Source organism: Pedococcus sp. P2_E4, from assembly GCF_056403935.1.
Window position 1 is genome coordinate 88829 of the sequence record NZ_JBFUEO010000001.1, and the last position, 22674, is coordinate 111502.

Genomic DNA, 22674 nt, shown 5'->3' on the forward strand with positions numbered 1-22674 from the left:
AGACAGGGGAGTCCCATGATCTGGCTGATCGTCGTCGGCGCCATCGTCCTGCTGCTCGTCCTCTGGGCGGTCGGCGTCTACAACGGGCTCGTCAAGCTGCGCAACCTGGTGCAGGAGGCCTGGCGCCAGATCGACGTCGAGCTCAAGCGGCGCCACGACCTGATCGGCAACCTCGTCGAGACGGTCAAGGGCTATGCGGCGCACGAACGCGGCACGCTCGAGGACGTCATGAAGGCGCGGTCCGCCGCGATGGCCGGCGGGCAGTCTCCAGCGCAGCAGGCGCAGTCCGAGGGCATGCTGAGCCAGGCGCTCGGTCGCCTCATCGCTGTCGCCGAGGCCTACCCGGACCTCAAGGCCAACCAGAACTTCCTGGCCCTGCAGCAGGAGCTCACCGCGACCGAGGACCGCATCGCCTCGGCCCGGCGCTACTACAACGCCAACGTGCGTGAGCTCAACACCAAGGTCGAGACCGTGCCGTCCAACATCGTCGCGGGCATGTTCAACATCGGGCGCGCCGAGTACTTCGAGGTCGAGGGCCTCGAGCGCGAGGCCCCCAAGGTGGACTTCGGCCAGCGGGACGCGACGATCCCCCCGCCCAGTGGGTATGCCGGGGGCACGCCAGCAGGTGCCCCGCCCGCCCCCGCGCCCCCGCCGACGACCGAGCCGCCCCAGGCGCCGTAGCCATCGACAGCAGGGTCCACCGGACGGTGGACCCAGGACCCACCGCCTGGTGCTGCCGGGTCGGGCGCGGATCCGACAGGCTGGGACCATGCCAGCACACGACGCACCCATCCAGGTCAGCGGCCTGCACAAGACCTACGGCGACCGCGAGGCCGTCGACGGGCTCGACCTGACCATCGAGCGTGGCGAGGTCTTCGCCCTGCTCGGCCCCAACGGCGCGGGCAAGACGACGACCGTCGAGATCCTCGAGGGGTTCCGGCAGCGCGACGGCGGCGACGTGGCGGTCCTCGGCGAGGACCCCGGACGGGCAGGCCTGGCTTGGCGCGACCGGATCGGCGTGGTGCTGCAGACGTCCACGGGGTTGGACCTGCTCACGCCGAGGGAGGTCCTGGCGAGCACGTCCAGGGTCTACTCCCGGGGGCGTGGCGCCGATGACGTCCTCGACGCAGTCGCCCTCGGCGACAAGGCCGACGACCGGATCAGCACGCTCTCCGGCGGCCAGCGCCGGCGGCTCGACGTAGCCCTCGGGATCGTCGGGTCACCGGAGCTGCTCTTCCTCGACGAGCCGACCACCGGGTTCGACCCGCAGGCGCGCCGTGACTTCTGGGAGCTGATCAAGGGCCTGGCGGACGGCGGGACGACAATCCTGCTCACCACGCACTACCTCGACGAGGCGGAGCACCTCGCCGACCGCGTGGGCGTCATCGCCGCGGGCCGGATGCTGGCCCTCGACACCCCGGCCAACCTGGGTGGCCGCGCCACCGAGGAGGCGACGGTCGCCTGGGAGGACGAGCACGGCATACGGCAGAGGGAGGCGACCGCCAGTCCCACGGCACTCGTGGCGCACCTCGCGGCCCGATACGGCGGTGAGGTCCCCGGCCTGGTCGTCAGCCGCCCGTCGCTCGAGGACACCTACCTGTCGCTCATCGCACCGCACCTCGACGTCGTGGACGTCGTCGAGGCCAAGGCCGCAGTGGAGGTAGCGCGATGAGGACGCTCGTCATCGGCTGGGACCGCACCGTCCTCGAGCTCAAGATGTACTTCCGGGAGAAGGAGGCGGTCTTCTTCTCGTTCGCCTTCCCGATCCTCATGCTGACGTTGTTCTCGGTGATCTTCGGCGACCAGATCACCCCGGAGGAGGCCGACGGTGTGAGCGCCGCCCAGTTCTTCCTGCCCGGCATGGTCGCGGCCGGCGTGATGCTCACCAGCTTCCAGTCCATGGCGCTGTCCGTCGCGGCGGAGCGCGACGACGGGACGCTCAAGCGGCTGCGGTCGACGCCGATGCCACCGGTGGCGTACTTCCTGGGGAAGGTCGGGCTCGTCGCCCTCACGTCGCTGGCCCAGCTCCTGCTGCTCCTGGCCGTGGCTCGGTTCGCCTTCGGGGTCGACCTGCCCACCGACCCCGGTCGCTGGGTGGCCTTCCTGTGGACCTTCCTCCTCGGGGTCGGTGGCGGGACGGTGCTCGGTATCGCCTACTCGTCGCTGGCCAGCTCGGCACGGTCCGTCGGGGCCATCGTCATCGCCCCCATGTTGATCCTGCAGTTCATCTCCGGCGTCTACTTCGCGTTCACCGACCTGCCCGAGTGGCTCAAGCAGGTGGCGTCGGTGTTCCCGCTCAAGTGGATCGCCCAGGGCATGCGGTCGGTCTTCTTCCCCGACACCTGGCAGAGCCAGGAGATGGCAGGCACCTGGGAGCACGGCCGGACAGCGATCGTGCTCGCGGCGTGGTTCGTCGCCGGCCTGGTGGTCTGTGCGCGGACCTTCCGCTGGACCAAGCGCGGCACGACATGATGGTCCCGTGAGCGAGAACAGGGCCGACTGCCCGCCACAGGGCGCCTCGTCGGACGGCCTGGACCAGATGTGGCAGAGCCAGATGCGGTGGTGGCACGGGCTGTTCGCCGTGCTGGTCGCCACCACGCTGGTCGTGATGCTGGCCGAGGACATGGAGCACCTCGGGTGGCAGCTGGCCTGTGTGCTCGCGATCGGCGCCGCCTACGTCGTGTGGGGCCGTCGTGGCATGGGTCAGCGTGACCACCGCGCCGCCGTGACCTACGTCGTCGTCGCGTGGGGGCTCATGATCGTGCTGATGGCCCTCGACGGCACCGGCACGGCGTGGATCCTCACCTTCGGGCTGTTCCCCCAGACCTGGGCGATCCTGCCGCGCAACCAGGCGGCCGCGACGGTGGTCGTGGCCGTCGTCGGCATCGGCGGCGTCCGGGTGTGGCAGAGCCAGCACACCGGTGAGGAGTTCGTGGGGATCGCGATCAGCACCGCGATCATGCTGGCCCTCTCCCTGACGCTTGGCCTGTTCATCGACCGCATCGTCGCCGAGGCCGACAGCCGCGCCCGGACGATCGACGAGCTGCACCGCACCCAGGACGAGCTCGCCGCCGCCGAACGTGCCCAGGGCGTGGCCGGTGAGCGCGAGCGCATCTCCCGCGAGATCCACGACACCCTGGCGCAGGGCTTCACGTCGGTCGTGACCCTGGCGAGGGCCACCGAGTCGGCGCTGGACCGTGGTGACCTGGCCGCCGTCCGCGAGCGGCTGCGGCTCATCGAGCAGACCGCTGCCGACAACCTCTCGGAGGCGCGGCTCATCGTCGCCGAGATGACCCCCGGCCACCTCCAGTCGCGCACCCTCACCGAGGCCCTCCAGCGCCTCGTCGACGCCGTGTCCATCGAGACGGGGATGCGTGGCCGGCTCCGGGTCGAGGGTGAGCCCCTCGTGCTGCCGGCCAACTCCGAGGTGGTGCTGCTGCGCACCGCGCAGGAGGGGCTGGCGAACGTGCGCCGGCACAGTGGGGCGCACTCCTTCGAGGTCAACCTCTCGTATGCCGCGGAGGGGCCGGTGGCCATGACCGTCACCGACGACGGGGTCGGCTTCGCCCCCGAGGACGGGGCGCGGGGGTACGGGCTGGACGGCGCGAGTGCCCGTGCGTCCGAGGTCGGAGGACGGTTCGAGATCGACAGCACGCCGGGATCCGGTGCGCGCCTGCGGGTGGAGGTCCCCCGATGACCCTGCGACTGCTCGTGGTCGACGACCACCCGGTGGTGCGGATGGGCCTCGTGGCCATGCTGTCCGAGCACGAGGACTTCGAGGTGGTCGGCGAGGCCGCCGACGGCGCCGAGGCCGTGGCGCTCGCGGCCGCCCTGGCGCCGGACGTCGTCCTCATGGACCTGCGGATGCCCGGCATGGACGGCACCGAGGCGACCGCCCGGCTGCGCGCGTCCACCAACCCCCCGGCGGTCCTGGTGCTGACCACCTACGACACCGACGCCGACATCGTGCGGGCGGTCGAAGCCGGTGCCACGGGCTACCTGCTCAAGGACGCGCCCCGGGCGACCCTCGCCGATGCCATCCGCCGATCGGCCCGCGGCGAGACCGTGCTCGCCCCGCCGGTCGTGGCCAAGCTCGCCAACCGGATGCGTGCGCCGATCGGGCCGACGCTGACCGACCGGGAGTCCGAGGTGCTGCAGTGCGTGGCCCGGGGACTGTCCAACGCCCAGGTCGGCCGCGAGCTGCACATCGGCGAGGCGACCGTGAAGACCCACCTCCTGCGCACCTTCGAGAAGCTCGGGGTCACCGACCGCACGGCGGCGGTCACGGCGGCCTACCGCGCAGGGCTGATCCAGCTCTGAGCGGGCCCCGGATCGTGGCGGTTCGCGCTGGTTCCGCCTGTTTCGTCCCGTCTGTCCGGTACACCTGCGCTAGTACGGAAAACCGGTGTCGGCCACCGGTGTGACCCGTCACGATGGGGCGACTGGCAGGGCGTAGCCGCACGCTGCGCCCGACACGAGAGGGGATCGGAATGCGCACTGTCTACCGTGGGCTGGCCTTCCTGGTGGCGCTCGAGGTGGCCCTGCAGGCGATGTTCATCGTCTATGGAGACGCCGGCCTGGGGCTGTGGATCGAGAACGACGGCGGAGTCGTCGACAAGGCGACCTTCGAGACCGCGTTCGAGTCGGGTGAGGCGCCGTTCCCCGAGTTCCAGGCGTTCATCCTGCACGGCATGAACGGGATGATGGTGATCCCCGCCCTGGCGCTGCTGCTGGTGATCTCCTCGTTCTTCGCCAAGGTCCCGCGGGGCGTCGCGTTCGCGTTCGGCGTGCTCGCGCTGGTCATCCTGCAGGTGACCCTCGGCCTGATGGGCCACAGCATCGCCGCGCTGGGCGCCCTGCACGGCCTCAACGCCCTGGCCTTGTTCTCGACGGCGGCCTGGACCGGCCTGCGGGTGGCTCGGGTCGCCCCCAAGCGGGCCACGGAGAGCGCACCTGCCGAGCGCGTTGCCGCCTGACGCGCGCTTCCTCCGGGGTGGCCGGGGTCGCCTGTTCGTGGCGGTCCTGGCCACCGCGGCGCTCGTCGTGCCGATCGGCTGGATGTGGGCCGCCAGCCTGATGCCCTCGTCCTACTCGATCCTGCGGATGGGACCGGCCGACACGGGCGGGGTCGCGGCTCGCCACGCCCACCTGCCCGGTTCGCCGGGCGACCGGGACGTCACGACCCTGGTGGACCCCGCCCAGGGGCCGCCCGACGTGGCCGTGACGCTCGTCGCCCGCCGCCAGAAGGTCACCATCCCGGGCGGACCCACCCTCACGGCATACACCCTGAACGGCGCCACGCCCGGACCCACGATCCGGGCGACCGAGGGACAGCTCGTCGAGGTGACCCTCGTCAACGAGTCCGTGCCGGGTGGCACGACGCTGCACTGGCACGGCCTCTCCGTGCCGGGCGCGGTCGACGGCGTCGCGGGGGTGACCCAGGACGCGGTGCCGGTGGGGGGCCGGCACGTCTACCGGTTCACGGCGGACCAGGTCGGCACGTACTGGTACCACTCGCACCAGGTGTCGCACGAGCAGGTGATCAAGGGGTTGCTCGGTGCCGTCGTGGTGACGCCCAGGGCCGGCATCGGAGCAGACGTCGACGTGGTCGGGCTCGCTCACCTGTACTCGGGGAGGCGGACCGTGCAGGGTCGGGTCGGCGACGTCCCGGTGGCGGCGGCCGCGGGCCGCACAGCCAGGGTCCGGATCGTCAACACCGACGCGGGGATCATGCCGGTGTGGGTGAGCGGTGCGTCGTTCCAGGTGGTTGCGGTCGACGGCGTCGACCTGCACGGTCCCACCCCGGTCTCGGGGAAGAAGGTGCTGCTGCCCGGGGGTGGCCGGGTCGACCTGCTGGTCCAGGTCCCGGCGGGGGGCGGGGCGGTCCGCGTCGAGATGGGAGGGGCTGCACTCGTCGTGGGTCCGGCGGGCAGCACCACCGCGCCCACCCGCGCGCCACGGGAGTCCGTCGACCTGCTGGGCTACGGCACCCCCGCGACGCTCGACTTCGACCCGAGCCGGCCCGACCGGCGCTTCGAGTACAGCATCGGCCGGCGACCCGGGTTCGTGAACGGACGCCCCGGGGTGCAGTGGACCATCAACGGCAAGCTGTTCCCCGCCGTCCCGATGTTCATGGTCGCCGAGGGTGACGTGGCCGTGATGCGGATCGACAACCACTCAGGCGAGACGCACCCGATGCACCTGCACGGCCACCACGTCCTGGTGTTGTCCCGCGACGGCGTGAAGTCGACGGGCAGCCCCTGGTGGACGGACTCGCTCGAGGTCGGCAGCGGTCAGGTGGTCGAGGTGGCGTTCGTCGCCGACAACCCGGGGATCTGGATGGACCACTGCCACAACCTGCCGCACGCCCAGGAGGGCCTGGTCGCCCACCTCATGTACGAGGGAGTCACGACGCGGTTCCGGCTGGGCCGCGACACCCCCAACAGCCCCGAGTAGCCCAGGCGACGGGCGGCGGCTCGCGCCGGAGCGTCAGTCAGGCGCGGCCGTCGCGGAGGTCCTCGACGGCCTCTGCGGTCTCGTCGAGGACGACCTCGCTGGCCGTGTGGCCTCGGCGCGCGCGGATGACCTCGACCACCATGGGGATGACGGACACGAGCACGATCAGCAGGATCGCGGCCTCGAGGTGGTCCTTGAGGACGGGGAAGGCGTTGCCGAGGAAGTAGCCCAGCAGGGTGACCCCGGTGGCCCAGAGGGCGGCGCCGACGCCACTCCACACGAAGAAGTGCCTGCGGTCCATGCGGCCCACGCCGGCCACGACCGTGATGAAGGTGCGGACGATCGGCACGAAGCGGCCGAGCACCAGCGCCTTCGCGCCGTACTTGTCGAAGAACGCGTGCGTCTGGTCGAAGTACTTCTTCTTGAGGAACCTGCCCTCACGCTGGTAGAGCGGCGCCCCCACGGCCCGGCCGATCTCGTAACCCACGACGTTGCCGGCGAAGGCCACGACGGTGAGCAGGAGGCAGGCCACGACGATGTTGACGTGGAGGGAGCCCTCGGCGATGAACAGCCCCACCGCGAACAGCAGCGAGTCACCGGGCAGGATCGGGAACAGCAGGCCGCACTCGATGAACACGATGGCGGCGCTGACCCAGAAGAACTGCGAGCCGAAGCGCTCGAGCAGCCACTGGGGGTCCATCCAGTCAGGGCCGAGGGTGGGGGTCATCACGCGCCAAGGGTATGCCGCCGTGCCGGGTATCCCTTAATCCTCACCTGAGCGCCCGCTGAGGAGGCCGAGTGCCCGAGGCGGGGCCACGGTGCAGCCTCAGGCACTCGACCTACGGGTTGCTGCGGGCCGGGAGGACCCCGGTCACGAGCAACCCACCCAGAGGGACGAGGGGCCACACCCAGCGCACCCCGTCGGCCGACACGAGCCCGGAGCCGGCCATGGCGCCCAGGCCGCCGCACAGGGTCAGCGTCGCGAGAGCCGGCCGCCAGAGGGACGGGGCGGGGCGCAGGTCGCGGATCGGCTTCTCGAACCGCCCGAACGCCAGGACCAGGACGAGCGTGACGGCACCGAGAACCGCGAACCACACCGGCCTGGTCGCCCACCACGCGGTGGTCAGTGGCGCGGGACGGAGGCCGAAACCGCCGAGCAGCAGCGAGCCGCCGATCACGAGCACCATGGCCGTGAGGTGCCAGAGGTACAGCGACATGATCCGCAGGTTCACGACGGCGGTCGCCCCCCAGACGCGCGGGCGCTGCAGCCACCTCGAGAGCCGGCCCTCGGCGAGCAGCACCACCCCGGCCTGGAACATGCCCAGGAAGGCCAGGGTGACCCGCGTCGGGTACGAGTTGTTGAGGGCGGCGCCGTCGACGCCGATCATCGAGACCGGGTACGGCCCCGCCCACACCAGTGCCACGAGGCCAGCGAGGCCGACCGCAGCCAGGGCCACCCGACGACGCGCGCCGGCGAGGGACCCGTCGAGCCAGGCGAACCCGAGCTGGTGCACGGTCGCCCACACCACGACGTAGTTGAGGAACCCGACCCACGGGTTGGCCGCGCCGATGCTGATGGCGTCGACGAGCCCCGCCACGAGCAGCCCACCGGCGACACTCCACCAGCCGAACCGCTCCCACAGGCGCAGCAGGAGGGGCGCGAGGGCGACGACGAGGATGTAGGCCGCGAGGAACCAGGTCGGCACGAGTGCCACCTGCGAGGCGGTGCGCAGGGTGGACCCGGGCACGCCCGCAGCGAACGCGACCGACGCGATCCCCAGCCACACGACCAGGAGGGGAACCACCGGGGCGGCCAGCCGCTGGAGCCGCGCCCGCAGCCACACGGCATACGTCTCGTCACGGCGACGGGCTGACCGCCAGGACAGGCCGTTCGCGTAGCCGCCCACGATGAAGAAGAGCGGCATCACCTGGAAGACCCAGGTCAGCGGGTGGCTCCACGAGGCGATGTTGAGGACGGCATTCGGGACGAGGTCGCCGTCGCGCACCATGACCGCCGCCATCAGCCAGTGGCCGAGGACGACGGTGAGGATCGCGGCGGCGCGCAGAAGGTCGACGACCCGGTTGCGGTCGGCGGGGGTGGCTGAGGCGAGGGCGCGCAGGTCCATGCCCCAGCGTCGCGCAGCCTGGGGCCCGTGCACCTGAGTACGGACCCCCATGCTGCGTGGTTGGCTTGCACCATGGGTTCCGACCAGGGAAGGGTCCGCCAGCTGCGGCTGGTGGTGCACGCGGAGGACTACGACGAGGCGCTGCGCTTCTACCGGGACGTCCTCGGGATGCCCGAGCAGGAGTCGTATGCCGGTGACGGCGGTGCGCTCGTCGCGATCCTCGACGCGGGACGCGCCACGCTCGAGCTGTCCAACACCGCGCAGGTCGCGATGATCGACGAGGTGGAGGTGGGCCGTCGGGTGGCCCCCCACTTCCGGGTGGCGCTGGAGGTCGACGACGCCCAGGAGGCCACGACCTCGGCGGTCGCCGGGGGCGCGGAGCTGATCGCCCCGCCGACCGAGACGCCCTGGCGTTCGCTCAACGCACGGCTCGACGCACCGGCGGGGGTCCAGCTCACGCTGTTCCAGGAGCTCGATGGCTGACGTCCGCGACGAGGAGGTCGGCGTCGGGCCGTGGCCGGGGCAGTGGCCCGTCGGCGACCAGTGGGACCCGGTCCTCCTGCAGGAGGGCGACCGGCGCAACGTCGTCGACAGCTACCGCTACTGGCAGCACGAGGCCATCGTCGCCGACCTCGACACGCGTCGGCACGGCTTCCACGTCGCGGTCGAGAACTGGGGTCACGACTTCAACATCGGTTCGGTCATCCGGACGGCAAACGCGTTCAACGCCAAGGCATTCCACATCGTCGGCAAACGGCGCTGGAACCGTCGCGGCGCGATGGTGACCGACCGCTACCAGCACGAGCACCACCACGCCACGGTGGAGGACCTCGTGGCCTGGGCTGCCACGGCTGGCACCGGGGGCACCGCCATACCGCTCCTCGGCATCGACAACCTGCCCGGCTCGGTCCCCCTGGAGACGACCGACCTGCCCAGGGAGTGCGTCCTCGTCTTCGGACAGGAGGGGCCTGGCCTCTCGCCCGACATGCGGGCCGCCTGCGAGGTGGTGCTGCACATCGAGCAGTTCGGGTCGACCCGCTCGATCAACGCCGGCGCCGCGGCGGCGGTGGCGATGCACGCGTGGGTGCGCCGTCACGTGTTCGACCAGGGCGTCGGCCAGGAGCTCGGCCAGCTCCGGGTTCCCCGCCCGGCCGCCGACTAGGGCCAGTCGCGCGAGCGCGAGACGCGGGTGTCGGTGGGTGCGACCGGCGTGGAAGGATCGGGCGCGACGACGACGTCACCCGATCGCAGTGCTCGAAGGAGACACCATGCCCATCGCCACCCCTGAGGTGTATGCCGACATGCTGGACCGCGCGAAGGCCGGCTCCTTCGCGTACCCCGCCATCAACATCTCGTCCTCCCAGACCCTCAACGCCGCCATCCGCGGCTTCGCCGAGGCGGGCAGCGACGGCATCGTGCAGGTGTCGACCGGTGGCGCGGAGTACCTCTCCGGCCCGACCGTCAAGGACATGGTGACCGGGTCGATCGCGCTCGCGGCCTATGCCCACGAGGTCGCCAAGAAGTACGACGTCAACATCGCCCTGCACACCGACCACTGCCCCAAGGACAAGCTCGACGGCTTCGTCCGCCCACTGCTCGCGGCGAGCGCCGAGCGCGTCAAGGCAGGCGGGACGCCGTGGTTCCAGTCGCACATGTGGGACGGCTCGGCCGTGCCGCTCGACGAGAACCTCGAGATCGCCCGTGAGCTGCTGGCCCTGTCCAAGGCCGCCAACGTCATCCTCGAGATCGAGGTCGGCGTGGTCGGTGGCGAGGAGGACGGCGTCGCCAACGAGATCAACGAGCAGCTCTACACGACGCCCGAGGACGCGGTCGCCACGATCAGGGCGCTCGGTGCCGGCGAGAACGGCCGCTACCTGACGGCCCTGACGTTCGGCAACGTGCACGGCGTCTACAAGCCGGGCAACGTCAAGCTGCGCCCCGAGATCCTCAAGGCCGCCCAGGAGGCCGCTGCCAGCGAGCTCGGGCTCGGCGCCGACGCGCGACCGTTCGACCTCGTCTTCCACGGCGGCTCCGGCTCGACCGCGGAGGAGATCGCGGCAGCCGTCGACTACGGCGTGGTCAAGATGAACGTCGACACCGACACCCAGTACGCCTTCACCCGTCCCGTCGCGGGCTTCATGTTCGGCAACTACGACGGTGTCCTCAAGGTCGACGGCGAGGTCGGCAACAAGAAGGTGTACGACCCCCGCGCGTGGGGCAAGGAGGCCGAGGCCGGGATGGCGGCGCGCGTCGTCGAGGCCTGCGAGAACCTGCGCTCGGCCGGGACCCACGCGTGAGCGACAACCTCCTCGGCATCCCGCCCACCGAGCTCCCCGTCGACCCCGCTGCCGCCAAGCTCGAGGAGGGCGTCGCCGCGGACCAGGTGGCCGCGGCATACCCCACGTCGTCGCTGGCCTGGGCGACCCTGGCCGAGGACGCGCTTGCGGACGGACGCACCGTCGAGGGCTACGCCTACGCACGCACGGGCTACCACCGCGCCCTGGACTCGCTGCGCAAGAACGGCTGGCGCGGCCAGGGCCCCGTCCCGTGGGAGCACGCGCCCAACCGCGGCTTCCTGCGCGCACTGGCGGCCCTGTCCCGGGCGGCGGGCGAGATCGGCGAGGGCGACGAGCAGCAGCGGTGCGCGCAGTTCCTGCGCGACTCCTCGGCGAGCGGGGCGCGCGAGCTCGGGTTCTGATCCGCACCCTCCCCGAGGGAACCGACCGGGGCACTCAGGTGTCTTCTGTTCGGATCGGCCGGAGAGGAAGGTGGGGCTCGTGGACGTCTCGGCAGCCGTCGCGGACATCTTCCACGCGGCCTACCCGCGCCTGGTGGTGCACCTGTATGCCGTGTGCGGCAACCAGGCGGACGCGGAGGATGCCGTGCAGGAGGCCTTCACGAAGGCCCTGCGCAACCAGAGGGGGTTCCTCGGCCTCGACCACCCCGAGGCCTGGCTGCGCACCGTCGCGCTGAACCACCTGCGCAACGGCTGGCGGCACCACGAGACCGTGCGGCGGCTGCTCGGCAGGGTGCCCGGGCCACAGTCGGCGTTCGAGCTGGGCCCCGACCACGTGGCGATCATGACCGCGCTAGCCGGGCTCGACCGGACGCACCGTGAGGTCGTGGTCCTGCACTACCTCGTCGACCTGCCCGTGTCCGAGATCGCCGCCACGCTCGGCATCGCCGAGGGCACCGTCAAGTCGCGGCTGTCGAGGAGCCGCGACCGGCTCGCCCCCCTGCTCGCCGAGGAGGAGCGCGAAGATGCCTGACCTGAACCAGCTCCACGAGCTCGCCGGACAGGTCCGCACGCCGGACCTGGCCGAACTGGCGGACCTCGCCGACGGCCGCCGACGGCGAGCCGCGGCCGCGCTGGGCGGTGCCGTGGCCGCGACCCTGGTCGTCGTGGCGTTGGTCGCAGGCAGCGTCTCCGGTCAGCGTGGGGCGGCTCCACTGCCGGTCGGGCCGCCCACGACGTCGTCGACGCCGACCTCGACAAGGACCGCTCCCCAGCCGGACCCGAGTGCGAGCTACCCGGCGCTCAGCGCCGAGGCGATCCGGCGGCACCCCACGGCGAAGCTCGATGCCGACTCCCTGATCGCGACGACCGCCGCACCGGCTGGGGTCACGGCCCGCGTCTGGACGGCCTGTCTGAGTGACTGCAACCGGGCGACCGAGTACGTCCCCGGCGAGGTGCAGAAGGCCCTCGAGGTGAGCCACGACGGCTTCGCCTCCAGCGCCCTCTACGAGCTGGACGCGGCCGGGGACGCTTCGCACGTCGTGGACGACTGGTTCTTCACCGAGGACTTCCACGGCCCCTGGCTCGTGAACTCGCGCGGACAGCGGCGCCCCCTGGAGTACGGCGCGCCTGTCCCCATGGCCGACGTCTCGGGTCCCCTCATCCATGGACGGATGGGGCTGACCTTCGTCGACCTGACGGGCCGGACTCTGCACCAGGTCCAGCAGGAGGGCAACGAGGCCCTCTGGGAGTGGGGAGGATCAGGGGACACGTGGTTCTGGGGCACGGCCTCGCTGGTGGAGGGTGTGACCGTCACGCGCCAGGCGGCGTTGTGGCGCGGGCCCGACGGTGCGTTCGCGGTGAGGATCCTGCCGATCCCCGAGAGTGAGGGTGGGTCCGGGATGCTGGTGGCTGGGCGCCCCGGCACCATGGCGGTGGTCGAGCACTATGCACGGCCTCGCGTAGCCCACATCAGCACGGACTACGGGGTCACCTGGCAGGTCCGCCGGGTCCCGGACGGCGTCGATTCCGGGGGCAGCCTGCCTGCGGACTGGGCGACCTGGCCGGTCGGCTGAGCGGGTCGTAGGGGCGGCTGACGGCCCCGGACAGTGTGCTGCCGGGGGCCGGATCCCTGCGAATCCGGCCCCCGGCGGCGCCCCCTGCGCAGACCCTCGCGGGCCTACTCATGTGTCTTCAGTCCGACCGTCCCCTGCCATCGATGACCTCCGACCCCGGTCATTCTGCCCCGGGAGGTGCACGAATTCTGGCAGTATGCTGCCAAAGGCCAGATGATGACAGGCAACCCCTTGAAGGGGACAGGAGGCGCCGTGCACCCCCAGCCGTCCGAGGCGGAGCGGCTGTTCATCGACCCCCTCGACCGGCTCCAGCGGATCCTCGAGCACGGAGAGGCCGCGATGGAGGGTCGCCGCGCCGAGCTCGCCGAGGTGCGGCACGCCCTCGTCCAGCTGCGGGGTCGCTCGAGCGCCCCGGCTCCCACCGGCCAGGTGCCCGTCTGGCAGCACCTCTCGGCCGACCTCGCGCCGCCGTTGCTGCGCCAGCTGACCGAGGAGACGGTGGGCATGGTGCGGTCCTGTGTGGTCAGCCTGGAGGCTGGGTCCGGGCTCGACGAGGAGAGCATCCGCAAGAGCCAGGACCTGCTGGCCCGGCGCAGGATCCGGCAGCGGACGCTGTACCCGATGGACGTCCTCGAGACCGAGGTGGGACGCCAGTGGGTCGCCGCGTGGGGAGCCTTCGGCGAGGAGCAGCGGCTCAGCCTGGCGCCGCCGAGCGACTTCGCGATCTTCGACCAGCACGCCGTCGTCGCGGTCGCCCGCTGGGGTGACCCCGCCGCCGACTACGTCCTCATCCGGGACCCCATGCTGATCAGCGCCTTCACCGCCCTGTTCGACCGTGCCTACGCCCGCGCGCTGCCGGTGACGCCGTTCGACGGGAGCGACGAGGGCGACCTGTCGCTCATCCGGCTGCTGGGCCTCGGGCTCAAGGACGAGTCGATCGCGCGGTACCTCGGGGTCAGCCTGCGCACGGTGCGCCGGCGGATCGCCGCGCTGATGGTCGCCCACGGTGCACAGACGCGGTTCCAGCTCGGGGTGGCGGCGGCCAGGGAGGATCTCGTCGCCTTGACCGGCCGGGGCGACCGGTAGCCTTCGGGAGTCGTTTCGAGCGGACCGCACCACAGCGCGTCCACCAGGAGAGGTGTGTGTATGCCGGCAATCGTGCTCGTGGGTGCCCAGTGGGGCGACGAGGGCAAGGGCAAGGCGACCGACCTTATGGGCAGCGATGTCGACTACGTCGTGAAGTTCAACGGCGGCAACAACGCCGGCCACACGATCGTCATCGAGAAGGACGGCAAGCGCGAGAAGTACGCGCTGCACCTGCTGCCCTCCGGCATCCTCACGCCGACCTGCACCCCCGTGATCGGCAACGGCGTCGTCGTCGACCTCGCGGTCCTCTTCCAGGAGCTCGACGGACTCGAGGCGCGTGGCGTCGACACCTCACGGCTGCTGGTGAGCGCCAACGCCCACATCATCGCGCCCTACAACCGTGTGCTCGACAAGGTCACCGAGCGGTTCCTCGGGTCGCGCAAGATCGGCACCACGGGTCGCGGCATCGGCCCGACCTACGCCGACAAGATGGCGCGCAACGGCATCCGCGTCCAGGACCTGTTCGACGAGAAGATCCTGCGCCAGAAGGTCGAGGCCGCCCTCGCGCTCAAGAACCAGGTGCTCGCCAAGATCTACAACCGCCGTGCCGTCGAGGTCGACGAGGTGATGGACGAGCTGCTCGGGTATGCCGAGCGGTTGCGTCCCATGGTCGCCGACACCTCACTGGTCCTCGAGCAGGCGCTCAACGAGGGCAAGACGGTGCTGCTCGAGGCCGGGCAGGCCACCCTGCTCGACGTGGACCACGGCACCTACCCGTTCGTCACGTCGTCCAACGCGACCGCCGGTGGGGCCTGCACCGGGTCGGGCATCCCCCCGACCCGGGTCAACACCGTGATCGCCATCCTCAAGGCCTACTCGACCCGCGTCGGCGAGGGCCCGTTCCCCACCGAGCTGTTCGACGCCAACGGTGAGTTCCTGCGCAAGACGGGTGCCGAGTTCGGCACGACGACCGGGCGCCCGCGTCGCTGCGGCTGGGTCGACACCGTGGTGGGCCGGTACGCCACGCGGATCAACGGCGTCACCGACTTCGTCGTCACCAAGCTCGACGTGCTGACGGGACTGGACACCATCCCGATCTGTGTGGCCTACGACGTCGAGGGGGTCCGGCACGACGAGATGCCGGTGAACCAGACCGACTTCCACCACGCCAAGCCGATCTACGAGGAGCTGCCCGGCTGGTGGGAGGACATCTCGACCTGCCGCACGTTCGAGGAGCTGCCGGCCAACGCGCAGGCGTACGTGCTGCGGCTCGAGGAGCTCATCGGTGCGCGCGTCTCCGCCATCGGTGTGGGCCCCGGGCGCGACGAGATCATCAGCCGCCACTCGCTGCTCGGAGCCTGACCGACCCCTCGAGCGGCGTCAGGCCGGGCGGACCACCGTCATGCGGTGCGCGGCACGGGTGAGCGCGACGTAGAGCACGCGTACCCCGCCCGGCGACTCCGCGGTGATCTCGTCCGGGTCGACGATGACGGTGGCGTCGTACTCCAGGCCCTTGGTCGACATCGGGTCGATGACGACGACCCGGTCGCTGAGCTCGGACACCCGCGCGAGCTCGGCCGCGTGCAGAGCGGGCGTCACGACGGCGATGGAACCCTCGACCTCAGCGAGCAGCGACTCGACGGCGTCGGTTGCCACTGCGGCCCACCGTCCCGGAGCCGCCGTGAGGTCGACCGGCTCGACGCCGGTGTCGCGCACGGCCACGGGGATGTCGGCATCCGGCACCTGCGCGCGGACGACGCGCGCGGCATACGCGAAGATCTCGCGCGCGTTGCGGTAGTTCGTGTCCATGTGGAACAGGCGCCGCTCCTGCGAGCCGAACGCCTCCTCGCGGGCGCGGCCGGCCTCGAAGGCGTCGGGCCACGAGGCCTGGGCGGCGTCACCGACCACGGTCCACGAGGAGTAGCGGCCGCGGCGGCCCAGCATGCGCCACTGCATGGGCGACAGGTCCTGGGCCTCGTCGACCAGCACGTGGGCGTACTCGCCGGGGGTCTCGATGCGACCCTGGAGGAGGCGCTCGCGGGCGTCGGTGGGGGTGCGGGGCGAGTGGGCGCCAGGGCGGCTGCGGGCCGCGCGGCCGGTCTGCACCTCGGTGACGCCGTACTGCGAGAGGTCGTCGAGCTCCTCGATCTCGTAGAAGCCGCGCTCCTCGGACGGCCCCTCCTGGACGGGTCCGAGCCGCGCCGCGAGGTCGTCGACGAGGGCGGCGTCGGCCACCGACCAGGTGCCCGTCTCGAGGGCGGTGCGCAGGGATGCCGCGAGGGCGTCGCACTCGGCCGGCGAGAGCACCCCGTGTCCGTAGCGGCGGGTGCGGTCGGAGTCGGTGAGCCACAACAGGGCCTCGCGCGGGTCGACCTGGGGCCACCAGAGCTCGAGGAAGGCGTCGACCTCGAGGTGGTCCTCGAAGCGGTCCATGAACTCGGCGCGGTCCCCCTCGCGCACGCTGGCCCACGCAGCCTCGGCCAGCGCCTGCTGGACCGCCTTCGCGGCAAGGTTGCGCTGGTGGTTGCGCAGCACCTGGGCCCGGATCCGGTCGAGGGCCGGTCGGTCGACGCGCACCGCGTGGCCGCCGACGAAGGCGCGGAAGCTGTCGGGGGAGTCCGGGGCAGCGTCGGCTGCGGCCCGCGCGAGGACCCGGCGGATCCGCAGGGACCCCTTGAGCGCCGCCACGTCCGGCGTGTCGAGGCGGACCGCCGAGACGCCGTCGATGACGTCCCCGAGCGAGCGCAGCGTCACCGACTCCTCGCCCAGGGAGGGCAGCACCCGCTCGATGTATGCGGTGTAGGCCGCCGAGGGGCCGACCACGAGGATGCCCCCGCTCTCGAACCGGCGGCGGTCGGAGTACAGCAGGTAGGCCGCCCGGTGCAGTGCGACGACGGTCTTGCCGGTGCCGGGACCGCCGGTGATCTCGGTGACGCCGCGGGCCGAGGCGCGGATCGCCTCGTCCTGGTGGCGCTGGATGGTGGCGACGATGTCGCGCATCTGGGCGCCGCGGCTGCGGGTGAGGGCGGCGAGCAGGGCCCCGTCACCGACGACCACCATGTCGTCGGGAGCCTCGGCCACCATGAGGTCGTCCTCGATCCCCACGACATCGGATCCCTTGCAGCGCAACACCCGTCGGCGGACGACCCCGAGCGGCTCGACCGGGGTGGCGCGGTAGAAGGCCGCGGCTGCGGGTGCGCGCCAGTCGACCACGAGCGGCTCGTAGTCGTCGTCGCGGATGCCGAGGCGCCCGATGTAGCGGACCTCCCGGTCGGGCGACGCCGGCTCGCGATCGAGGTTGTGGTCCATGTCGAGACGGCCGAACACGAGCCCCTCGAACTGGGTGTCGAGCGTCGAGCGGCGGCGAGCGGCGTTGAACACCAGGGCGTCGCGCTCGAAGAGGCCGGTGAGCTCCTCGTCGCGGACGTCGCCCGTGCGGTCCGTGCGACCCCGTGCGAGCCCGTCGGCCTCGACGAGTCCGGCCCGGGCCTGGGCCTTGGCCAGCTCGGCGTAGACGACGTCGACGTGCGCCTGCTCGGCGGCGATCTCTCGGGCTACCTCGGCGCTGTCTGCCTTGGTCGGGTGGTCCTGACCGGTCACGGTGATCTCTCTGCTCGTCCCCAACGGAGAACGCACGAGTCTAGCCAGTCGCCGGGGTGCTCCGGTGCAGGATCCCGACCACCGGGCGCGGCTGCGTCACGGCGCCTGACGGGCGCCCGGCCCCGCCGGGTCAGCGCGCCCTCTCCGTGGGGTCCTCGACGGACTTGGCCGGACCCTCGGACACCGACCCCCTCGGGGGTGGACCATCGCAGCATGGATGCACCGGACCCGAGGGTCGCGATGGTCGAACGACACTTCGTCAGCCTGTTCGAGCTGGTCGACAGCCCGCTGATCCGCCGCCTGCCCGAGACGGACGTCATCGCTTTCACCTCCGACGTGCCGCTGCCGCTCTTCAGTGGCGCGATCGCCCCGCGGTTCGCGGCTGGTGGGGAGCGGGAGCGCACCGAAGACGTCCTGGACCTTCTCTTCGCCAACGGGTCGCCGTTCCATTGGTGGATGGGGCCGCTGACCCTCTCCGCCCCCGTCGCAGAGGTGCTCGTCGCGCGCGAACTCGTGTCCGACGGCCCCACGCCCGGCATGCACCTTCCCCTGCGTGACTGGGTCGTGCCTCCGCCCGTCGAAGGCGTGGTGGTCCGTCCGTGCCAGACGCCGGACGAGTGGCTCCGGGCCAACGAGGTCTTCGTGGAGGCCTTCGAACTGCCTGCGGAGCTCGCGTCGACGTTCGTGGACGTATGGCGCGGGGTCGCCGGGACCGTCCAGCTCGCAGCCGAGCTGGACGGTGAGCTCGTGGGCTGCGCCGCGGGGGTGGCGCTCGACGGGGTGATGGGGGTCTACAACGTGGGGGTCCTGCCCGCGGCCCGTCGACGCGGGGTGGGGGCCGCGGTGACGTGCGCCTTGGTCGAGAGGGGGGTGGAGCTCGGCTGCCACTCCGCGATCCTGCACTCGAGCTCCCTCGGCTACCCCGTCTACGAGCGGATCGGGTTCGAGCACGTCACCGACGTCCACCAGTACGTCTGGCTTCCATCGGAGGAAACGGGGCGATAGACCCGCAGTCGGACGGGCTGGCCGCGGCACGCGAAGCAGCCGTGACCAGTTGAGTGCCACGAGTCGTGTGGGGACCGCCTAGATCAGGCCCCGCCGTGCCGCCTGCACCCCGGCCTGGAAGCGCGTGCCCGCCCCGAGCTGGTCCATGAGCGCCCGGACGCGGCGCTCGACGGTGCGCTGGGAGACCCCGGTCTGCCGGGCGATGGTCGCGTCCGACGCCCCCGCCCCCAGCAGCGCCAGGATGGTCTGGTCCCGTCGCTCGCCGGCGGTCCGGCCGCTGCCGTGCTGCAGGGGTGAGCCCAGGCTCCACAGGTGGTCGTAGAGCGCAATCAGGGCCAGCACCATCGACCGCGCCCGCACCAGTGCCGAGCCGAATCCGCTCTCGTCGAAGGCACTGACGTCGACGACGGCCGCGACGTCGTCGACGATCACGGCCGAGAACGGCACGTCGCTCGTGAACCGGAACCGCTCGCCCCCGCGCTCGCGCGCGGTCAGCGTCTCGAGGGCCCCGTCGAGCTCCAGCACCCGGGAGTCGTAGACGGTGGTCGGCACCAGCGTGACGCCCCGGACGCCCGTCGTCGGCTGCTCGTGGCTGTGCTGCGGGCTGTCGAGGACGGCCACGGTGCGTGGCGACATCGACCGGAAGGTGCGGACCTGCTCATTGCCGGCCGCGACGATCTCCGCCGTCGCTGCGGCGATCTCGTCGAGCGAGGCCAGGATGCGCACGGTCGCCGGGTCGGGCACCGAGGTCGCGTTGCGCACCTGGAAGAAGATCTGGGCGAGCTCGTGGGCGGCGGAGCGGGTCTCGCGCGCCCGCGCCTCGTAGCTGGCCGCCAGGGCGGACAGCGAGATGTCGGGCGGCAGCACCTCGATGCCACCGCCGGTGCGCAGTCGCACCAGCCCCTGGCGTTCCAGCGTCGCGAGGGCACGGTCGAGGTGCTCGGCAGGCATTCCCTGCGCGACCAGGAGCGAGCGGGACGGCTGGGGGTGGTGCAACACCGCGAGGTAGGCCCTGGTCCGCAGGGCCTCGTCACGGTCTTCGTCCGTGTGGGCCTGACCCTCCATGCGATCCACCCCGCGCTCCCTCCGGCGTCGATCCAATCGTCGCGGCGTGGCGAATATCCGTCAATGTCGAAAGCCCGCCATGTCCGGGCTTTACCCATAGGCCACCTATGGTCCACTCTGGTCGTAGTCGACTTCGGTCGACCCACGTGCATGGTTGCAGGTTCCCCCGCCAGGCGACCGCACGTCGGCTGCGCGGCGTCCCCGGGAGATGTCCCCCCTGCCTCCCCGGGACGCCGCGCACTCCATTGCGGCGCGGTTCAATACGCTGGGCGCGTGAAGGTACTCGTGATCGGCTCCGGCGCCCGTGAGCACGCCCTCGTCAAGGCCCTGACCGCGGACTCCGAGGTGGACGCCGTGGTGGTCGCACCGGGCAACCCGGGCATGGACACGGTGGCCCTCTGCGAGGCCCTGCCCGACGGCATGCTCGACGGCGCTGGCATCGCAGCGCTGGCTGCGCGCCACGCGGTCGACCTCGTCGTCGTGGGCCCGGAGGCGCCGCTGGTGGCCGGGGTCGCCGACGTGGTGCGCGAGGCGGGCTTCCCGGTGTTCGGCCCCTCGGCGCAGGCGGCCCGGCTCGAGGGCAGCAAGTCCTTCGCGAAGGAGGTCATGGCCAGCGCCGACGTCCCCACCGCGCTGGCCCACGTCTGCACGACCGTGGAGCAGGTGGCCGACGCCCTCGACGCCCTCGGTGCCCCCCACGTCGTCAAGGACGACGGGCTCGCGGCCGGCAAGGGCGTCGTCGTCACCGAGGACCGTGAGGAGGCGCTGGCCCACGCGCGGGCGTGCCTCGACAAGGACGGCGCCGCCGTCGTCGTCGAGGAGTACCTCGACGGGCCGGAGATCTCCCTGTTCTGCGTCTGCGACGGCACTACCGTGCTGCCGCTGGCCCCCGCCCAGGACTTCAAGCGCATCCACGACAACGACGAAGGGCCCAACACCGGCGGCATGGGCGCCTACTCCCCGCTCGACTGGGCGCCGGGCCCACTGGTCGACGAGATCGTGTCCCGGGTGGCTCAGCCGACCATCGACGAGATGGCTCGTCGCGGCACGCCGTTCGTCGGGCTCCTGTTCATCGGGCTGGCCGTGACCCCGCGCGGGCCCCGGGTCATCGAGTTCAACGCCCGGTTCGGCGACCCCGAGACCCAGGTGGTGCTGGCCAGGCTCGAGACGCCCCTCGGCGGGTTGCTGCGGGCCGCGGCGCTCGGTCGCCTCGACAGCCTGGGTCCACTGCGCTGGTCGGACCAGCACGCCGTCACGGTCGTCGTGGCCGCGCAGGACTACCCCGACACCCCTCGTACCGGAGACCCCGTGAGGGGGATCGACGACGTCGCCGACGTGCCCACGGCATACGTCCTGCACGCTGGCACCGCGCGCGACGCGGACGGGACGCTCGTGTCGGCGGGTGGCCGGGTGCTGTCGGTCGTCGCCCTCGGCGACAGCCTCACGCAGGCGCGCGAACGGGTCTACGACGCGGTCGAGCGGATCGAGCTCGACGGTTCACAGCACCGCACCGACATCGCGCTGGCCGCCGAGCGCAACGAGCTGCACGTCGGCTGACCGTCACCCGGCGCGGTGGGCGGTCGCCGTGCCCCACAAGGCCACGCCGGCGCCGGCGAGCATGACGGCGGCGAACAGCCAGCCCGGCAGCGATGGTTCGAGCCAGGCGATCGCCGCGCCGACGACCGCGAGGGCGACCGCCTGCGTGACCGAGCCGGTGAGGCTGGATGCCGCCGTATTGCGCCCCTGGGAGTCCTCCGGCGACAGCGCCAGCATCTGGGTGGACAGGGTCGGCGACGTCACGCCCATGCCGACACCGGCGACGGCCCACAGGCCCAGCCCGGCCCACACGGGCAGCACCTCCAGCGAGGTCAGCGCAGGCCCGGCTGCACCGACGGCGATGAGGGCGAACCCGACGCGCAGCCGGGTCGCGGGACCGGTGCGCGCTTGCACCACCCGCAGGCCGTGCAGCTGCGAGCCGGCTGCCCACGCGACCCCGGTGACGGTGAGGCTCAGGCCGGCGGCCGCCGGCCCGTAGTGGTGGATCGTGGTCAGCATCAGCGGCATGAACGCGCCGACCATCGCGAACGCGGCTGCCACCAGCCCGCGCAGGGCCACCACTGCCGGTATGCCGGGTGCGATCCTCAGCGTCCCGGCCGGCAGGAGGGCGCGTAGCAGGGGGACGGTCGCGATGCTGGACAGCACCACGAGCGACATCCCGAGGGTCGGGACCAGGCCGTCCCCGGCCAGCATGGCGCCGCCGGCCGTGAGCACCGAGAGAGCGACGGCGACGGCCACGGCCGTCTGCAGGGTGCGGCGCTCGTCGGGGGTCCACGCGGTGGCAGGTGCGGTCGAGCGACGCGCCTGGCGCATCGACGGGCGGAGCGCGAGGGCGGCGGGGACGAGCAACACGGCCCCCAGCAGGAAGACGGCCCGCCAGTGGACCCACTCGGTCAGGCCCCCGGCGATCGACGGCCCGAGCAACGAGGGCAGCACCCATGCGGCGGCGAACGCGGCGAACACCTTGGCTCGCAGCTCCACCGGCAGCGTGCGGGCGAGCAGCACGGTCAGCCCGATGTCGAGCAGTCCCTCGGCGAAGCCGGAGGCCAGGCGGGCCAGGGCGAACACCGGCATGCCGGGGGCGAGTCCGAGGGCCAGCTGGCTGAGGACGAAGACCAGCATCCCCACACGCAGCGCCGGCACCGGGCCGCGGCGGTCGGCCCAGACCCCACCCAGGGCCGTCGACACGACGAAGGAGATCAGCGGCGCGGCGGCCGCGGCGCCGAACAGCCACAGCCCGTCAAGGTCCTGGGCGACGCTCGGGAGCACCGTCATCGTGGCCCGGTTCTCGAAGGCGCCCAGGCTCACGAGCGCCACGGCACCGACGGCGAAGGGGAGGTGCTCGCGCTGGAGCAAGGAGGGTGGCCGCTGGGCGGTCTCGACGGGCATGCGACAGAGTCTGGAAGTTCAAGTGCACTTCAAGTCAAGCCGAAGCGCCGCGAGACGGGGCGAGGTGGCCCCGTTCGGC

Annotated in this window: 22 protein-coding genes; 17 read left to right on the forward strand and 5 right to left on the reverse strand. The window is 72.0% G+C overall.

Annotation, left to right across the window (positions count from 1 at the left end):
- Positions 1-15 precede the first annotated feature (15 nt).
- From AC1DV7_RS00430 to AC1DV7_RS00460, 7 genes are all read left to right on the forward strand, one after another.
- Positions 16-681, forward strand: a complete 666-nt coding sequence (locus AC1DV7_RS00430) for a LemA family protein (protein ID WP_477593467.1) — start codon at positions 16-18, stop codon at positions 679-681.
- Positions 682-769: 88 nt separating this feature from the next.
- Positions 770-1672 (forward strand): ABC transporter ATP-binding protein, encoded by a 903-nt coding sequence (locus AC1DV7_RS00435; protein ID WP_477593469.1) that lies wholly within the window; start codon positions 770-772, stop codon positions 1670-1672.
- Positions 1669-2472: an ABC transporter permease gene (locus tag AC1DV7_RS00440; protein ID WP_477593471.1), complete on the forward strand. Its 804-nt coding sequence runs from the start codon at positions 1669-1671 to the stop codon at positions 2470-2472. The genes AC1DV7_RS00435 and AC1DV7_RS00440 overlap by 4 nt, the downstream gene beginning before the upstream one ends.
- A 7-nt stretch (positions 2473-2479) precedes the next feature.
- The gene (locus AC1DV7_RS00445; RefSeq protein WP_477593473.1) at positions 2480-3697 is read left to right on the forward strand and encodes a sensor histidine kinase; all 1218 of its coding nucleotides are present in this window, start codon (positions 2480-2482) and stop codon (positions 3695-3697) included.
- Positions 3694-4320 carry a response regulator gene (locus AC1DV7_RS00450; protein WP_477593475.1) on the forward strand — a complete coding sequence of 209 codons (627 nt, stop codon included), beginning with the start codon at positions 3694-3696 and terminating at the stop codon, positions 4318-4320. The genes AC1DV7_RS00445 and AC1DV7_RS00450 overlap by 4 nt, the downstream gene beginning before the upstream one ends.
- Positions 4321-4490: 170 nt before the next feature.
- Complete coding sequence (locus AC1DV7_RS00455) at positions 4491-4976, forward strand: hypothetical protein (protein WP_477593477.1); 486 nt, start codon at positions 4491-4493, stop codon at positions 4974-4976.
- Positions 4977-5013: 37 nt separating this feature from the next.
- Complete coding sequence (locus AC1DV7_RS00460) at positions 5014-6456, forward strand: multicopper oxidase family protein (protein WP_477593479.1); 1443 nt, start codon at positions 5014-5016, stop codon at positions 6454-6456.
- Between the two features lie 37 nt (positions 6457-6493).
- On the opposite strand, the gene AC1DV7_RS00465 is transcribed toward AC1DV7_RS00460, so the two are convergent.
- Positions 6494-7183 carry a DedA family protein gene (locus AC1DV7_RS00465; protein WP_477593844.1) on the reverse strand — a complete coding sequence of 230 codons (690 nt, stop codon included), beginning with the start codon at positions 7181-7183 and terminating at the stop codon, positions 6494-6496.
- A 112-nt stretch (positions 7184-7295) separates the two neighbouring features.
- Positions 7296-8633, reverse strand: coding sequence for an acyltransferase family protein (locus tag AC1DV7_RS00470; protein ID WP_477593481.1), 1338 nt, complete (start codon positions 8631-8633; stop codon positions 7296-7298).
- A gap of 21 nt (positions 8634-8654) precedes the next feature.
- Between AC1DV7_RS00470 and AC1DV7_RS00475 the strand changes: the two genes are divergently transcribed.
- From AC1DV7_RS00475 to AC1DV7_RS00510, 8 genes are all read left to right on the forward strand, one after another.
- Positions 8655-9065 carry a VOC family protein gene (locus AC1DV7_RS00475; RefSeq protein WP_477593483.1) on the forward strand — a complete coding sequence of 137 codons (411 nt, stop codon included), beginning with the start codon at positions 8655-8657 and terminating at the stop codon, positions 9063-9065.
- Positions 9058-9744, forward strand: coding sequence for a TrmH family RNA methyltransferase (locus AC1DV7_RS00480; protein WP_477593485.1), 687 nt, complete (start codon positions 9058-9060; stop codon positions 9742-9744). The genes AC1DV7_RS00475 and AC1DV7_RS00480 overlap by 8 nt, the downstream gene beginning before the upstream one ends.
- A gap of 106 nt (positions 9745-9850) precedes the next feature.
- Positions 9851-10879, forward strand: coding sequence for a class II fructose-bisphosphate aldolase (gene fbaA, locus AC1DV7_RS00485; protein WP_477593487.1), 1029 nt, complete (start codon positions 9851-9853; stop codon positions 10877-10879).
- A complete protein-coding gene (locus AC1DV7_RS00490; RefSeq protein WP_477593489.1) occupies positions 10876-11280 on the forward strand; it encodes a DUF3151 domain-containing protein in 405 nt (134 codons plus the stop codon). The genes fbaA and AC1DV7_RS00490 overlap by 4 nt, the downstream gene beginning before the upstream one ends.
- Positions 11281-11359: 79 nt before the next feature.
- Positions 11360-11851, forward strand: a complete 492-nt coding sequence (locus AC1DV7_RS00495; protein WP_477593491.1) for an RNA polymerase sigma factor — start codon at positions 11360-11362, stop codon at positions 11849-11851.
- Complete coding sequence (locus AC1DV7_RS00500; protein ID WP_477593493.1) at positions 11844-12893, forward strand: hypothetical protein; 1050 nt, start codon at positions 11844-11846, stop codon at positions 12891-12893. The genes AC1DV7_RS00495 and AC1DV7_RS00500 overlap by 8 nt, the downstream gene beginning before the upstream one ends.
- Positions 12894-13145: 252 nt before the next feature.
- Positions 13146-13979 (forward strand): helix-turn-helix transcriptional regulator, encoded by an 834-nt coding sequence (locus tag AC1DV7_RS00505; protein ID WP_477593495.1) that lies wholly within the window; start codon positions 13146-13148, stop codon positions 13977-13979.
- A 60-nt stretch (positions 13980-14039) separates the two neighbouring features.
- Entirely contained in the window at positions 14040-15341 is a 1302-nt protein-coding gene (locus AC1DV7_RS00510; protein ID WP_477593496.1) for an adenylosuccinate synthase, read from the forward strand.
- Positions 15342-15359: 18 nt separating this feature from the next.
- On the opposite strand, the gene AC1DV7_RS00515 is transcribed toward AC1DV7_RS00510, so the two are convergent.
- Positions 15360-17579: a HelD family protein gene (locus AC1DV7_RS00515; RefSeq protein WP_477593498.1), complete on the reverse strand. Its 2220-nt coding sequence runs from the start codon at positions 17577-17579 to the stop codon at positions 15360-15362.
- Positions 17580-17792: 213 nt separating this feature from the next.
- On the opposite strand from AC1DV7_RS00515, the gene AC1DV7_RS00520 reads away from it, so the two are divergent.
- Entirely contained in the window at positions 17793-18584 is a 792-nt protein-coding gene (locus tag AC1DV7_RS00520; RefSeq protein WP_477593500.1) for a GNAT family N-acetyltransferase, read from the forward strand.
- A 78-nt stretch (positions 18585-18662) separates the two neighbouring features.
- On the opposite strand, the gene AC1DV7_RS00525 is transcribed toward AC1DV7_RS00520, so the two are convergent.
- The gene (locus AC1DV7_RS00525; protein ID WP_477593846.1) at positions 18663-19649 is read right to left on the reverse strand and encodes a helix-turn-helix transcriptional regulator; all 987 of its coding nucleotides are present in this window, start codon (positions 19647-19649) and stop codon (positions 18663-18665) included.
- A 273-nt stretch (positions 19650-19922) separates the two neighbouring features.
- On the opposite strand from AC1DV7_RS00525, the gene purD reads away from it, so the two are divergent.
- Entirely contained in the window at positions 19923-21206 is a 1284-nt protein-coding gene (gene purD / locus AC1DV7_RS00530; protein ID WP_477593502.1) for a phosphoribosylamine--glycine ligase, read from the forward strand.
- Positions 21207-21209: 3 nt separating this feature from the next.
- Here purD and AC1DV7_RS00535 read toward each other — a convergent pair whose 3' ends face one another.
- Complete coding sequence (locus AC1DV7_RS00535; protein WP_477593504.1) at positions 21210-22595, reverse strand: MFS transporter; 1386 nt, start codon at positions 22593-22595, stop codon at positions 21210-21212.
- Between the last annotated feature and the right edge of the window lie 79 nt (positions 22596-22674).

Bases quoted from the DNA above. Each gene is read 5' to 3' on its own strand.
- AC1DV7_RS00430 (WP_477593467.1), top strand. From the start codon at position 16: ATGATCTGGCTGATCGTCGTCGGCGCCATCGTCCTGCTGCTCGTCCTC.
- AC1DV7_RS00435 (WP_477593469.1), top strand. From the start codon at position 770: ATGCCAGCACACGACGCACCCATCCAGGTCAGCGGCCTGCACAAGACC.
- AC1DV7_RS00440 (WP_477593471.1), top strand. From the start codon at position 1,669: ATGAGGACGCTCGTCATCGGCTGGGACCGCACCGTCCTCGAGCTCAAG.
- AC1DV7_RS00450 (WP_477593475.1), top strand. From the start codon at position 3,694: ATGACCCTGCGACTGCTCGTGGTCGACGACCACCCGGTGGTGCGGATG.
- AC1DV7_RS00455 (WP_477593477.1), top strand. From the start codon at position 4,491: ATGCGCACTGTCTACCGTGGGCTGGCCTTCCTGGTGGCGCTCGAGGTG.
- AC1DV7_RS00465 (WP_477593844.1), bottom strand. From the start codon at position 7,183: ATGACCCCCACCCTCGGCCCTGACTGGATGGACCCCCAGTGGCTGCTC.
- AC1DV7_RS00470 (WP_477593481.1), bottom strand. From the start codon at position 8,633: ATGGGGGTCCGTACTCAGGTGCACGGGCCCCAGGCTGCGCGACGCTGG.
- AC1DV7_RS00475 (WP_477593483.1), top strand. From the start codon at position 8,655: ATGGGTTCCGACCAGGGAAGGGTCCGCCAGCTGCGGCTGGTGGTGCAC.
- AC1DV7_RS00480 (WP_477593485.1), top strand. From the start codon at position 9,058: ATGGCTGACGTCCGCGACGAGGAGGTCGGCGTCGGGCCGTGGCCGGGG.
- fbaA (WP_477593487.1), top strand. From the start codon at position 9,851: ATGCCCATCGCCACCCCTGAGGTGTATGCCGACATGCTGGACCGCGCG.
- AC1DV7_RS00500 (WP_477593493.1), top strand. From the start codon at position 11,844: ATGCCTGACCTGAACCAGCTCCACGAGCTCGCCGGACAGGTCCGCACG.
- AC1DV7_RS00510 (WP_477593496.1), top strand. From the start codon at position 14,040: ATGCCGGCAATCGTGCTCGTGGGTGCCCAGTGGGGCGACGAGGGCAAG.
- AC1DV7_RS00520 (WP_477593500.1), top strand. From the start codon at position 17,793: ATGGATGCACCGGACCCGAGGGTCGCGATGGTCGAACGACACTTCGTC.
- AC1DV7_RS00525 (WP_477593846.1), bottom strand. From the start codon at position 19,649: ATGGAGGGTCAGGCCCACACGGACGAAGACCGTGACGAGGCCCTGCGG.
- AC1DV7_RS00535 (WP_477593504.1), bottom strand. From the start codon at position 22,595: ATGCCCGTCGAGACCGCCCAGCGGCCACCCTCCTTGCTCCAGCGCGAG.